Origin of the sequence: Actinomyces oris, assembly GCF_006546825.1 — a bacterium.
In the GTDB taxonomy this organism is placed as follows: Bacteria; Actinomycetota; Actinomycetes; order Actinomycetales; family Actinomycetaceae; genus Actinomyces; species Actinomyces oris.
The window spans coordinates 653516-666884 of record NZ_VICC01000006.1 but is presented as its reverse complement, the minus strand read 5'-3'; the positions used below and the strand labels follow the sequence as shown (position 1 = coordinate 666884).

Sequence of the window (13369 nt, the reverse complement as noted above, 5' to 3'; positions counted from 1 at the left end):
GGACTCAGCGCACCCGGCCGCCCCCGTCCAAGGGCACTCGCCAGGTGAAGCAGGTGCCGCGTCGCTCGCCGTCGGAGCGGGCCCGTGGACCAATGACGAAGCTGCCGCCGTGGCGGCGGGCCCGCTCGGCCATGTTGGCCGTCCCCGAACGGCGCGTCACTGAGGGATTCACCCCGACGCCGTCGTCACGGCAGACGATCTCCACCACCGGGCTGCCCCGGAAGGGCTCGGCGTCGCCCGAGGCGTGACCCTCGTCGTCGCCGGGGCCGCAGCACTGCTCCGAGCCCGGCTGCACCCCCTCGATCTTGACGTCCACCGTCACCGAGGAGGCGTGGGCGTGACGGGCCACGTTGCTCAGTCCCTCACGCACGACGGCGACCATGTCGTCGGCGATGTCCGGTGCCACGGCGGCGTCGACCGAGCCGATGAGCCGGTCCTCCTCGTCGCGGTCCACCTGGGCCAGACCCCGGCCGTCGACGCTCAGCAGCAGCGAGGGGGCGTAGCCCAGGGCGTTGCGGGCCAGGGAGGCCTCGCGCCGCAGCCGCTCGATCACCCCGACCTCCTCATCGCGATCGCGTAGGGAACGCACGATGGAGCGGATCTGGCCCACGGAGTCGTCCACCGCCTCCAGGGCGGTGCTCAGCACGGAGCACACCGCATCCAGGTCCGCCTGCGCGCTGGAGGCCAGCCGTTCCCGGGCCGCAGAGATCTGCATCCCGGTGGCGAAGAGCTGCTGGATGGCCAGGTCGTGCAGATCCCGGCCGATCCGGGCCCGCTCATCGAGCAGCGTGGCCATCTCCTCGGCGTGCTGGGCGTCGGCCAGCTCGAAGGCCATGGTGGCCTGCCCCGCCACGAGCTCGGCGATCTCCAGGTCCTGGGCGGTGAAGGGCGCCGCGCCGGGGGAGCGCAGCAGCAGCATCACCCCCACGCCCCGCCCCCGGTGGATCATGGGGGCGTAGAGGGCCGGCCCGAACTGGGCCAGCTGGGGGACCATCAGGTCGCCGTCGCCCCAGGCGTCCTCCAGGGAGTCCACGACCAGGCCGGTCTGATGGGCCAGGGTGGTCAGGGCCCGACCCTCGGGCGGGAAGAAGGTGCCGATCAGCTCCCTGGCGTGCTCGCCGTCGGCGATCTCGCAGATCCAGCGCTCCCCGATGCTGGGCAGGATGAGGGCGGCGGTGTCGGCGTGAGCGACCTGGCGGACACGGTGGGCGATGAGCGTCAGTGCGTCATCCTCCTCGGCGCCCGAGAGCAGCAGCGTCGTCAGCTCCTGGGAGACCACCATCCACTGCTCGCGGTCACGGGCCTCGCGGTACAGGCGGGCGTTCTCCACGGCGACGGCTGCGGCCTGGGCCAGGGTCAGGACGGCGTCGGCGTCCGAGCGGGTGAAGCCCCCCGGCTTGTCACACAGGTAGAGATGTCCGTAGACCTGGCCGTGAAGGCGCAGCGGGGCCGAGAGCAGACTGCCGGTCTCCTCACCCTCGATGGCACCGGTGAAGGCCGATGCCCTGCCCAGGTCGTTGTCGATGACCATCCCGGTGCCCTCGAGCCCACTGAGCAGGGACTCAGAGGAGGCGTGTGAAGTACCGGCGGTATCGGGGGCGCCGGCCATCTGGGCGAGCTCATCGAGGGTCGCCGTGGGCACCCCGCTGCACAGACCGGTGCCCGAGCTCGCGCCGGAGGGATCGGGCGAGAGGGGGCCGGCCGGGTCAACATCCATGTCCGCGTGGTTGAGCACGGCGATGGTTCCCCACGAGGCACCCGTGATGGAGCAGGCCGACTCCACCAGACGGCGCAGCGCGTCGGGGACCCGCAGGGAGCTGGTGAGGCTCAGGGCCGCCTGGATGAGGGCGACAGTCGCCTCGTCCAGGCTCGGCTGAAGGGCCGACACCCGGCGGCCACGGGTGGAGACCAGCTGGTCGGCGTGGACGGCGTAGGCCAGACGCCCCGCCGCGGCGTTCTCCTCCGAAGCGGGCGCCAGCGCCTCCTCACGTCGCGCCGGGGGGCCGTCGAGCTCCTCCAGGGCGTCCTCGGGCACACCGGGGAAGCCAAGACTCTCGCCGAGAGTGTCTGCTGCGTGCTGCGGGTGGGGTGTCGTCATCGTGCTCAGCTCGTTCAGCTCGTACCGGATACGTGGTCCTGCTGCCTGTCCTGATCCTCCTGGGAGAGCGACCACCGGTAGGTCTCGGAGACGTCCTGGAGCTCGCGGTGGCTGCCTCGGTGCAGGATAGTCGCCGGGGCCTGCTCGCCGGTGGCCTGCGGCCGGTGTCCCATGACGAGGACCTCGTCGGCGTGCTCCAGGGCGCTGAGGCGATGGGTGACCAGGAGAGTGCCGCGGCCCTGGTCGCCCGCTGTCAGCAGGTCGGTCACGAGCCGGTCCGCGGTGAGGGCATCGAGATGCTCACCGGGCTCGTCCAGCAGCATCAGGGGAGCCGGAGCCGCCAGGGCCCGGGCGAGCAGGAGCCGACGCCGCTCCCCACCTGACAGTGTGGTGGCATCGGTGCCGATGATGGTCTCAACTCCCTTGGGAAGAGCCTCGAGCCACCTCCCCAGGCCGGCCCGGCTCAGCAGCTCGCCGGCCTCGGCGGGGGTGACGTCCCCGCGCGCCACGCGCAGGTTCTCCAGGACGCTGGTGTGGAAGATGTGCGCGTCCTCCGCGGTCAGGCACACCCGGGCCGCCACCTCTGAGTGGGCCGCCTGCCACGGGGGGACGCCGTCGAGCGTCAGCGTGCCGCCCCGAGGCTCCAGCAGCCCCGCCAGCGTGGCCAGCAGTGTCGACTTGCCGATCCCCGACGGCCCCACGATCGCCACTCGGCGACCGACCCGCAGATCCAGGTCGATGCCCTCGGCCACCACCGGGCCGCCCGGCCAGCCCACCGCCAGCCCCCTTGCCTTGAGGTACGGGCCCTGGGCGGAGGGCTCGGGCAGCTCCAGAGGCGCGGAGGACGTCGCGGAGCCGCTGGCGGCACTGGCTTCAGCGGCCTCGATGAGCTCCACGATGCGGCAGGCGGCGCCGGCCGACCTGACCAGCTGCACGCTGGCCGGGCCGAGCGCGGAGGTGGCCTCGAAGGCGGCCAGTGGAACCAGGACGATCACTGCCAGCCAGACCGGGGCCAGCTGCCCGGAGGACACGGCGCTCACCCCCACCACCAGGTTTCCCAGGACCGCCAGGCCCATGGCGGCCACGTCCACGGCCGCCGCGATCGCGGCCGGTACCGCGGCCCGGTCCCGCAGACGGGTCAGGCTCTCCTCCCGGGAGACGACCTGGCGCATCGAGTCGGCCAGACGCCCGGAGACGGACAGCTCGGGGGCCCCCTCCAGGACCGCCAGCACCTCCGCGGACAGCTCAGTGGCCTGCCTCTGACGGGCCTGCTCGGCGATTCTCGCCGAACGGATGGTGGCCAACGGGCCCACCAGTCCCGACAGCAGCAGACAGGCCAGCAGGATGAGGCCCGCCGGCCAGTAGACCACGCCGACGCCGAGACATGTGGCTGCGCCCAGGACGGCGGCGACCGCCGCCGGCAGATAGGCGCGCACCACGAGATCCCCGACCGCGTCGATGTCGCTGCCCACTCGCGCCAGGACGTCGCCGCGGCGCAGGCCCGCAACCGTGTCGGTGCGGGCTGAGGCCAGGGACTCATAGAGGCGGGTGCGCAGCGCGCCCATGCCTCTCAGGGCGGTGTCATGGGAGACGAGCCTCTCGCAGTAGCGCAGCACGGAGCGTGAGATGCCGAAGAGCCGCACCGCCACCGGCGCAACCCCCAGTGCGACGACGTCGGGCATCTGTGAGGCCCGCGCAATGAGCCAGGCCGCTACCCCGGACAGGGACACTGCCGAGGCCATACCCGCCGCCCCGGCGACTACGGCCAGGATGAAGCGTGAGCGGTCCAGGTTCAGCAGGCCCACCGCCCGGCGCAGGGAGCGTCGCTCATCAGCGGACAGCGCGGGGGAGAGGGCGGAGGTTGTCGGATGTGCGGGGTTCACGGGGGTCTCAGGGGGCTCAGGGATCAATGTGCTTGCCGTGCTCACCGGGCCTCCTCCTGCGCCGTCGCCGCCTCATGGGCAGATACCTGGTCAGGTACCCGGTCAGGTGTCCGGTCAGGTGCGAGGTCCGCCGGCGGTACCGGTTGGCTCGTCACGGCGATGGTCTGCTCGGCCAGGGCCATGAGCGCAGGACGGTGCGCAATGACCACCACCGTGCGCCCCGAGGCGTGCAGCGCACGGACGGCGTCCAGGACGTGGGCCTCACTGGCCGCGTCCAGGTGTGCGGTCGGCTCATCCATGACCACCAGGGGTGCCGTCGAGCACAGGGCACGGGTCAGGGCCAGACGCTGGCGCTGCCCCACGGACAGTCCCACACCTGCACTGCCCACCGGGGTCCGCCACCCCTGCGGCAGGCCGTCCACGACCTCATCGAAGCCCGTGGCCCGGGCCGCCTCGACCAGTACGTCGGGTACGTCCTCTGCCGCCGCGGCTCCCGGCTCGGCATGACCCAGGACGTTGTCCAGCACCGTGCCCGGGGTGATGGTGGGGCGCTGGGGCACCCAGGCGATCTGCTCCCACCAGGTGGCCGGATCGATCTGGGCGAGGTCGATGACGCCGCTGGGGGCGCCGCCGTCCGGCACGATCCTCACCCGCCCCCGGTCAGGGGGCAGCAGGCCGAGCAGGACCTGCGTCGTCGTCGTCTTGCCCGCACCTGACGGGCCGGTCAGCGCCACCAGGCTGCCCGGCCGGATCGAGGCACTGAGCCCGGCGGGGGCCCACGCGCCCCGGGAGGCGACGGACACCTCATCGAGCTCGATTGTCGACGAGCGCAGGTCGGGGGCCGACAGGTCGCCGTGCTCGGGCACCGGGGTCTGAAGAACTTCGAAGACGGCGTTCGCCGCCGCCACCCCGTTGGCCGAGGCGTGGAACTGGAAACCCACCTGCCGCAGCGGCTGATAGACCTCAGGGGCCACCATGAGGACGAGCAGACCGGTGAACAGGTCCATGCGTCCGGCCACGAGCCGGAACCCGATCTGGACGGCGATGATCGCCACCGACAGCGTCGTGATGAACTCCAGGACCGCCCCCGACAGGAAGGCGACCCGCAAGGTCGACATGGTGGTGCGCCGGTAGGAGCGGCTCAAGGAGCGCACCTGCTCGACCGGTCCCCGCTCGCGCCCGAGGGCCTTGAGCGTGGGCAGGCCCGAGATGAGATCGAGCACCTGATCGCCCAGGACCTGCATGGTCTTGAGACGTTCCTGGGAGACGGACTGAGTCATCCTGCCGATGAGGATCATGAAGATCGGAATGAGGGGCAAGGTGCACACCACGGCCACCGCGGCCGACCAGTCCTGGGTGAGGAGCACCAGCACCGTGGCCGGTGTCACCGTCGAGGCCAGCACCAGCTGGGGAAGGTAGCGGGTGAAGTAGGGCTCGAGGTCGTCCAGCGCGCGAGTCAGAAGAGTGGCCGTCTGCGTCCCGTGAATCGCCTGCCACCGGGGGCCTAGTCGGGCCGCGTGCTCCAGAACCAGACGACGCAGCTCAACGATGGTCTCCGTGGCGGACCGGTGGGCATGAACCTCCTGGAGCAGGACCACCAGGGCCCTGGCCGCCAGGACCCCGCCCAGAGCCACCGCCAGTGGCCTGACGGCAGACGGTGCGGCCCCCTCGGAGATGACTGAGGAGACCGCACCGGAGATGAGGAAGGCCTGAACCACCACCAGCACGGCGGTCACCATTCCGGTGACGGCGGTGGCGGCGATGTATCGGCGGGCGGAGCGTGCGTAACGCATCAGCCGGGGATCGAGGGGCTTCACCTGCTCAAGGATAGGGGAGTAGGTCCAAGGGCCCGGAGACCCCCGGCCGATGCGTGGCGCTGTCCGTCAGTACCCGAAGTGCGCCTCGGGCTGGGTCGAGTCGCGCACCAGCGTGGGGTGCAGCCCGCCCTCGTCGGGATTGATGCTCTCAACGTTGATGCGCGAGGCGAAGACCTTGTAGCTCCAGATCGTGTAGGCCAGGACCCCGGGGACGAATACCGCCGCGGCGACGCTCATGATGAGCAGTGTCGTGTCGGCGCTCGCGGCCTGCTGGATCGTCAGCGAGTAGGCCGGGTCCACCGAGGAGCGCATGACGTTGGGGGCCATCGCGGCGAAGATGAAGACGACGGCGAAGGCGATCCCAACGAAGTGCAGGGCGAAGGCCCGTCCCTCGCTCCCGGAACGTCCCATGAGCAGGGAGCCGATCAGTCCGGCGGCGGCGATGACCAGCGGAATCCAGGACAGAGCGCTGCCCGAGTAGGCCAGCTGCGCCCACAGGGCCCAGGCGGCGGTGACCGCGGTGGCCGCCGGGGCGAGCCGGCGCGACATCCCCAGCGCGCGCTGCGACAGGTCACCCGTGGTCTTGAGGGCTACGAAGAGCGCACCGTGGTTGAGGAAGAGCAGGCAGGTGACGGCTCCGCCCAGCAGAGTGAAGGGAGTCACCATGGTGAGCAGGCCCCCGGTGATCTGGTGGGCGGCACCGGGCACCAGGGAGTCTGCCGGCACCTGGGCGGCCGGGACGACGGCGCCGTTGGAGATCTGGACGACCTCGATGTGCATGCCCTGAACCAGGTTCGCGAAGGCCACGCCCCACAGGATGGAGGGCAGCCAGGCGCTGATCGTGTGGACCCAGTCCCAGCGGTCGCGCCAGGTCTGGGAGTTGACCTTGGGGCGCCACTCGATGGCGCACACGCGCACGATGAGGCACAGCAGAATGATGAACAGGACGATGTAGGCCCCGGAGAACAGGGTGGAGTACCACTCGGGGAAGGCGGCGAAGGTCGCGCCGCCGGCAGTCAGCAGCCATACCTCGTTGCCGTCCCAGTGGGGGCCGATCGTGGCCAGTGTCGCGCGCCGCTCGCGCTCGTCGCGGCCCAGGATCTTCAGAATCATGCCGACGCCGAAGTCGAAGCCCTCCAGGGTGAGGTAGCCGATCCACAGGACGGCGATGAGGATGAACCAGAGGATGCTCAGTGTCATGGGTTTTCTACCTTCCTCGGCTCAGTAGGCGAAGGACAGGGCCGGGGCGGCCTCGGAGGAGTCATTGGAGTCGTCGCTGGAGTCCGTCTCCTTGCCGTCCTGGTCGGTCTGCTCAGACGTGCCGGTCTTGTCCGGCACCGGGGTGCGCACCCCTTCGCGGATGTAGCGGCGCAGCAGGACGAACCAGACCACTCCGAGCGCGGCGTACAGCAGGGTGAAGATGACCATGGAGGCCAGCACCGTGCCCGAGGAGACCACGGAGGAGACGCCGTCGGCGGTGAGCATGTAGACCTGGGAGACCGGATCGGACAGGTTGGGGACGATGACCCAGGGCTGGCGGCCCATCTCACGGAAGATCCACCCGAAGGAGCAGGCGATGAAGGGCAGCCACATGGTGGCCAGTGCCGCCTTGCCCAGAACCGGGCGGGAGATGAGCCTGTTGGAGCGGGTCAGCCACAGGGCCAGGGCCCCCAGGCCCATGGAGGCCATGCCCAGCCCGATCATGAGGCGGAAGGACCAGAAGTTGACCATGATGTTGGGGCTGTAGTCGACGGCGTTGCCGCGCGCGTCGGTGGTGCCGTACTGCTTGGCGTAGGTGTCGCCGGCCTCCTTGAGCCCAGTGAGCTTGGCGTTGAAGTCGTTGGTGGCCATGAAGGAGTAGACACCGGGAACCGAGATGAACCGGACCATGCCGTCCTCGTTCTTGCAGTCCCCGAAGGCGGCCACGGTGAAGGGGGCTCCGGCCTCGGTGTGGCACAGACCCTCGGCAGCGGCCATCTTGGCCGGCTGGTACTCGGCGACCAGCTGACCCTGCATGTGGCCCGTGCCGGCGGTGACCAGACCCGCGGCCACCATGGTGATGGCCCCGAAACGGGCGACCCGCCGCCACAGCTCACGCGCCTCGAAGTCCTGCTTGGCCTGGGCGGCCTTGACCATCCACCACACGGACACGCCCATGACGACGGCCGCGGCCACCAGCAGAGCCGAGGAGATGACGTGCAGCACAGTGGCCCACACCAGCTCGTTGGACAGGAGCTTGAGGAAGCCGCTCACGCCATCGAGCTCGGCGCGCCCCGTCTTGGGGTTGACGACGGCGCCCACCGGGTGCTGCATCCAGGAGTTGGCGGTGAGGATGAAGAAGGCGGAGAAGTTCGTGCCGGCGGCCACAGCCCACATGCACAGGTTGTGCAGCCTGGGAGACAGACGGTCCCATCCGAAGATCCACAGGCCCAGGAAGACGGACTCCATGAAGAAGGCCAGCAGGGCCTCGAAGGCGAGGGGGGCACCGAAGATGTTGCCGACGAACCTGGAGTACTCCGACCAGTTCATGCCGAACTGGAACTCTTGAACGATGCCGGTGGCCACGCCGAGCGCGAAGTTAATCAGCAGGATCTTGCCGAAGAACTTGGTAGCCACGAGCCACTGCTTGTTACCGGTCCTGCGCCACAGCGTCTCCATGAGAGCCACCAGAGGGGACAGCCCGATGGTCAGCGGAACCAGGATGAAGTGGTAGACAGTGGTGATACCGAACTGCCAGCGCGCTAGATCCAGAGAGTCCAGCGCCATAGGAGAGATGGCCATCCGCGCCACCTTTCGGAGATGGTGATGAGATCGATAGGTTGCTCTGTAGATCGTCCTACAGGTCAATAGGAGTATTATAAGGCAACCATGACGTCATGTCGTGAAACGTGTGGCGTGTGAAGGTGTCGCAGTATGCGGTCCGACCGGTTCTTTTCTTGTGGGCGCCTCGCTGACGAGGCGATGTCGCGGCGCTTTATCGGGCAAGCGGTGCAGGTGTGGTTGTCGCAGAACGGGGATGAAAGTCCGTGACACGTTGGTGGGGCTTGCTGCGTGTCTGGTCGAGGGGTGGGTGCCTGCTGGGGGCGTGATGAGGGCAACGTGAACGCAGATCGAGGGCGCCATGAGTCGCACAAGCGCATCTCGGCGTTTGTGTGGGATACTTCGAGTCGGCGTCGGGTGCCTCGTACCAGTACCTGAAGCCGCGCCTTACGACCGTCCCTGTCCGAGGACCTTGCGCCGCCTGAGATGCGCCGCTGCGAGCCCGGTCTGAGTGGACGTCAGGTGAGGTGTGCGCCCTCGCGGGTGCGCTCAAGACTTTTTCGCTGCTCCCGCTAGGGGGCACAACCGCGCTGACGCGTCGAGGGTACGGCGACGGCGTCGGCCCCGGAGAGTGCAAGCCCCATGGCACGTCGCACCACATCAGAATCAACAGAATCCTTCGAGCACGGCGACGGTGAGGCCGTGAGCTCCCCGGCTCCGCGCCGCCGCCGCAGGGTCACCGCGGCCGCGGCCGCCCCCGCACAGGCCCCCGTTGCCGAGCAGCCCGGTTCGGCGGGGAGTTCGGAGACCGTCACCATCTCCGGCCTTGAGGAACCCGGTGTGCAGCAGGCCCCGGCAGTTCCTGTGGCTGAGCCGGTCCCGCCGCGTCGGCGCCGGAAGGTTGTCGCGGCCTCCGCCGCTCCTGAGGAGGCTCCCGCCGCCGAGGCCCGTGTCGCCGTCGAGGCCGACGAGCCTGACGAGCTGGGCGTGACCGAGGATGCATCGAGCGGCGAAGCCGCGCAGGAGGATCTCGAGGACCAGGTCGAGGGGGCGGCTGAGATCGACGAGACCGACGACGAGGAAGCCGACCAGCCCCACGAAGGCGACGAGCCCGCCGGCACGAACCTCGATGAGGAGGAGGACCTCCAGGTCCCCCGGCTTCCTGCCGCCTCGCTCCTGTTCCAGGCCCCCGACCCCAGCCGGGCCCGTCGGCGTCGTCGGGTCACCGCGGCGAGCGCCGCTCCCCAGGAGGCGCCGACTGCCTCGCGTCACCAGGGAGCCAAGGACGAGGCGGATGAGGGGGGCTCCGACGCGCGGACCGGTGCCCAGGGACATGACGAGGATGCTGAGTCCGAGTCCTCCCGTGCCGACCGCAGTGGCGGTCGCGGCCGTCGGCGTCGGCGGGCTGCCGCCGGTACCGGGGCCCCGCAGGAGCGCCGCGAGGGCTCCTCCCACGACGAGGCCGACGCCGAGCCCGCCGAGGTCTCAGAGGCCGATGGCACTGACAGTGCTGACGGGACCGATGAGGCCCGGGCCGATTCTTCGGAGGATGCCCGCGAGGGCGGGGCCCGCCGCAAGCGGCGCCGTGGTGGGCGCGGTCGGCGCTCGCGCTCGCGTGGCGAAGACCCGACGCGCGCCGACGCCGATGATGAGTCGCAGGCCGCGGAGGATGACAGCGCCGATGAGGCTCCCTCGCGTGAGACCTCCTCCGATGCCGCTGCGGAGAGCGCCACGAGTACCGTGTCCGGATCGCGCCGCCGGCGACGTCGCTCCCGTACCCGCTCGGACAGTGGTGACCTGCGTGACGAGGTGACCGCCCTCAAGGGGTCCACCCGCCTGGAGGCCAAACGTCAGCGCCGCCGCGAGGGCAGGGCGGCCGGGCGCCGTCGTCCCATCGTCACCGAGGCCGAGTTCCTGGCCCGTCGCGAGTCCGTGGACCGGCAGATGATCGTGCGCGAGTCCGACGGCCTCAACCAGATCGCCGTCCTGGAGGACGGGCTCCTCGTGGAGCACTACGTCTCCCGGCACACCCAGACCTCCATGGTCGGCAATGTCTACGTCGGCCGGGTTCAGAACGTCCTGCCCTCCATGGAGGCCGCCTTCGTGGATCTGGGCAAGGGGCGCAACGCCGTCCTCTACGCCGGCGAGGTCAACTGGGACGCCGCCGGCTTGGAGGGCAGGCCCCGCCGTATCGAGGACGCCCTCTCCAGCGGCGACACCGTCCTGGTCCAGGTCACCAAGGACCCCATCGGCCACAAGGGCGCCCGGCTCACCAGCCAGATCACCCTGGCGGGCCGATACCTGGTCCTGGTCCCCGGCGGCACCATGACAGGTATCTCGCGCAAGCTGCCGGATACCGAGCGCAGCCGCCTGAAGAAGATCCTCAAGCGGATCGTGCCCGACTCGGCCGGAGTCATCGTGCGCACCGCCGCGGAGGGGGCCACCCAGGAGCAGCTGACCGCCGACGTCGAGCGCCTCGTGGCCCAGTGGGAGGCCATCGACAAGAAGGCGTCCTCCGTCATGAAGGGCAGCGGCAAGGCCCCCGTCCTGCTCAAGGGTGAGCCCGAGCTCGCCGTGAGAGTCATCCGCGACGTCTTCAACGAAGACTTCCGCAAGCTCGTCGTCTCCGGGGACAACACCTGGTCCACGGTCTCGCAGTACATCGACGAGGTCAGCCCGGATCTGTCCGAGCGCCTCGAGCACTGGGTCGGACCCGAGGACGTCTTCGCCGCCCACCGCGTCGACGAGCAGCTCGCCAAGGGCTTCGACCGCAAGGTCTGGCTCCCCAGCGGCGGCACCCTGGTCATCGACCGCACCGAGGCGATGACCGTCATCGACGTCAACACCGGGCGCTTCACCGGCGCGGGGGGCACGCTGGAGGAGACCGTCACCCGCAACAACCTGGAGGCCGCCGAAGAGATCGTCCGCCAGCTGCGCCTGCGCGACATCGGCGGCATGGTCGTCATCGACTTCGTCGACATGGTCCTGGAGTCCAACCGGGACCTCGTGCTGCGCCGGCTCGTGGAGTGCCTGGGGCGCGACCGGACACGCCACCAGGTCACCGAGGTCACCTCGCTGGGACTGGTCCAGATGACCCGCAAACGGGTGGGGCAGGGCCTGGTCGAGGCCTTCTCCACCACCTGCGAGCACTGCAAGGGCCGGGGCTTCATCGTTCACGACGAGCCCGTGGAGAACCAGCAGGTCGACATGTCGGCCTCCGCCTCGCGCGGGGGCGGGCGCTCGCGCGGACGCAAGAACCGTGAGGAGCAGGCTGCCGGCGGGGGCAAGAAGGAGACTAAGCAGGACTCTCAGGAGACCAAGGGCTCCAAGAGCCCCAAGGGCTCCGGTCGCGGCAAGGCGTCGGCAGGGCGCGACGTCGCCGCATCGCCAGAACCCGGAGCCGACGACGAGGCTCGGGCGGCAGTGCGCGGCGCCCTGGCTCAGATCGCGGCCGCCGCCGAGCAGGCTCACAAGGACAGCCAGCAGGAGGGACAGGAGTCTCATGAGGATCAGGGGGCCGTTGAGGCCCCGGAGGCCGGCGTGAGTGACACCGCCGACGCTGCGGCGCAGACCGCGGAGAACGGGCAGCCCGCCGATGGCCAGGATGCTTCGGATGTCCCGGTCGAGGACAAGCCGGTCAAGAGCCGGTCGAGGAAGGCGGCTGACAAGAAGCCGGCGAAGAAGTCCAGTGAGAAGAAGAGCGACAAGGCGGACAAGAAGTCGGGGAGGAAGACCGGCAAGAAGGCCGAGAAGAAGGCTGTCGCGACCTCCGAGGACCCCGCTGAGCCGCAGCCCGGCGAGGCGCCGTCTGAGCCGGCCGAGGACAAGCCGGCGAGGAGGACGCGACGGCGGGCCGCGGCCAAGAGCGCCGCGCCCTCACCGGAGAATTCTTCAGACACCCCGGAGGAGTCGGCCTGACGACGTCTCCGTGCCCAAGAACACAGGGGACGGGGCGGATCGGAGGTTGGTGCTGGCGACATGATCGCCTAGAGTTATCTGCCGGTGCTTCTTGCGCCATTGCCCAGACAGGGCCCTCCCGGCGAGGCCGATCCCGGTCTTGCAGCGAGTGAGAGCCTTTCGAAGAATCTACAGAGATGAGCATTCAAGTGGTCTACGCGATCGTCAAGGCCGGCGGCCGTCAGGAGAAGGTCTCCGTCGGCGACGTCGTGGTTGTCGACAAGCTTGCTGGTGAGATCGGCGACGAGGTCACCCTCGCCCCCGTCATGCTGGTGGACGGCGACAAGGTGACCACCTCTGCCGCCGATCTGGCCAAGTCCTCCGTCACCGCCGAGATCATCGGCGACGAGAAGGGCCCCAAGATCAACATCCTCAAGTTCAAGAACAAGACCGGCTTCCGCAAGCGCCAGGGCCACCGCGCTCAGCTGACGGCCGTCAAGGTCACCGCCATCAAGTGACCGCCCCGGCGTCAGCCAGTACGCGGGCATCCTGAACGCACACGCTCGAGAAGAAAGAAGCCTTCAACCATGGCACACAAGAAGGGTCTTGGTTCCTCCCGTAACGGCCGCGACTCCAACGCGCAGCGCCTCGGCGTCAAGCGCTTCGGCGGCCAGTTCGTCAAGGCCGGCGAGATCATCGTCCGCCAGCGCGGCACCCACTTCCACCCGGGCCGTAACGTCGGCCGCGGCAACGACGACACCCTGTTCGCCACCGCCGCCGGTAACGTCGAGTTCGGCACCTTCCGCGGTCGCCGGGTCGTCAACGTCGTGCTCCCCGAGGCCTGAGCCCCGAGCACATCACCACGTCGCGAGAGGGCGGACGGCACCTGCCGTCCGCCCTCTCGCGCTATCCCG

General features: G+C 69.7%; 8 protein-coding genes. 3 read left to right on the top strand and 5 right to left on the bottom strand.

Annotated features, from left to right (window positions below; genetic code table 11):
- Positions 1 to 4 precede the first annotated feature (4 nt).
- The 5 genes from FK267_RS10275 to FK267_RS10255 form a co-directional block, all read right to left on the bottom strand.
- Positions 5 to 2098 (bottom strand): GAF domain-containing sensor histidine kinase, encoded by a 2094-nt coding sequence (locus tag FK267_RS10275; protein WP_075378223.1) that lies wholly within the window; start codon positions 2096 to 2098, stop codon positions 5 to 7.
- Between the two features lie 14 nt (positions 2099 to 2112).
- Entirely contained in the window at positions 2113 to 4026 is a 1914-nt protein-coding gene (cydC, locus tag FK267_RS10270; RefSeq protein ID WP_141407106.1) for a thiol reductant ABC exporter subunit CydC, read from the bottom strand.
- A complete protein-coding gene (gene cydD, locus FK267_RS10265; protein ID WP_198498089.1) occupies positions 4023 to 5798 on the bottom strand; it encodes a thiol reductant ABC exporter subunit CydD in 1776 nt (591 codons plus the stop codon). The genes cydC and cydD overlap by 4 nt, the downstream gene beginning before the upstream one ends.
- Positions 5799 to 5864: 66 nt before the next feature.
- Positions 5865 to 6998: a cytochrome d ubiquinol oxidase subunit II gene (gene cydB, locus FK267_RS10260; RefSeq protein ID WP_141407105.1), complete on the bottom strand. Its 1134-nt coding sequence runs from the start codon at positions 6996 to 6998 to the stop codon at positions 5865 to 5867.
- A 21-nt stretch (positions 6999 to 7019) separates the two neighbouring features.
- A complete protein-coding gene (locus FK267_RS10255) occupies positions 7020 to 8579 on the bottom strand; it encodes a cytochrome ubiquinol oxidase subunit I (RefSeq protein ID WP_075415048.1) in 1560 nt (519 codons plus the stop codon).
- A 621-nt stretch (positions 8580 to 9200) separates the two neighbouring features.
- Here FK267_RS10255 and FK267_RS10250 point away from each other — a divergent pair.
- From FK267_RS10250 to rpmA, 3 genes are all read left to right on the top strand, one after another.
- Positions 9201 to 12476 (top strand): Rne/Rng family ribonuclease, encoded by a 3276-nt coding sequence (locus tag FK267_RS10250; RefSeq protein WP_141407104.1) that lies wholly within the window; start codon positions 9201 to 9203, stop codon positions 12474 to 12476.
- A 176-nt stretch (positions 12477 to 12652) separates the two neighbouring features.
- On the top strand, positions 12653 to 12973 hold the full coding sequence (rplU, locus tag FK267_RS10245) for a 50S ribosomal protein L21 (protein ID WP_004565174.1): 321 nt from the start codon (positions 12653 to 12655) through the stop codon (positions 12971 to 12973).
- A 69-nt stretch (positions 12974 to 13042) separates the two neighbouring features.
- Complete coding sequence (gene rpmA / locus FK267_RS10240; RefSeq protein ID WP_003785909.1) at positions 13043 to 13300, top strand: 50S ribosomal protein L27; 258 nt, start codon at positions 13043 to 13045, stop codon at positions 13298 to 13300.
- The last annotated feature ends 69 nt before the right edge of the window (positions 13301 to 13369 follow it).

Bases quoted from the DNA above. Each gene is read 5' to 3' on its own strand.
- FK267_RS10275 (WP_075378223.1), bottom strand. From the start codon at position 2,098: ATGACGACACCCCACCCGCAGCACGCAGCAGACACTCTCGGCGAGAGT.
- cydB (WP_141407105.1), bottom strand. From the start codon at position 6,998: ATGACACTGAGCATCCTCTGGTTCATCCTCATCGCCGTCCTGTGGATC.
- FK267_RS10255 (WP_075415048.1), bottom strand. From the start codon at position 8,579: ATGGCCATCTCTCCTATGGCGCTGGACTCTCTGGATCTAGCGCGCTGG.
- FK267_RS10250 (WP_141407104.1), top strand. From the start codon at position 9,201: ATGGCACGTCGCACCACATCAGAATCAACAGAATCCTTCGAGCACGGC.
- rplU (WP_004565174.1), top strand. From the start codon at position 12,653: ATGAGCATTCAAGTGGTCTACGCGATCGTCAAGGCCGGCGGCCGTCAG.
- rpmA (WP_003785909.1), top strand. From the start codon at position 13,043: ATGGCACACAAGAAGGGTCTTGGTTCCTCCCGTAACGGCCGCGACTCC.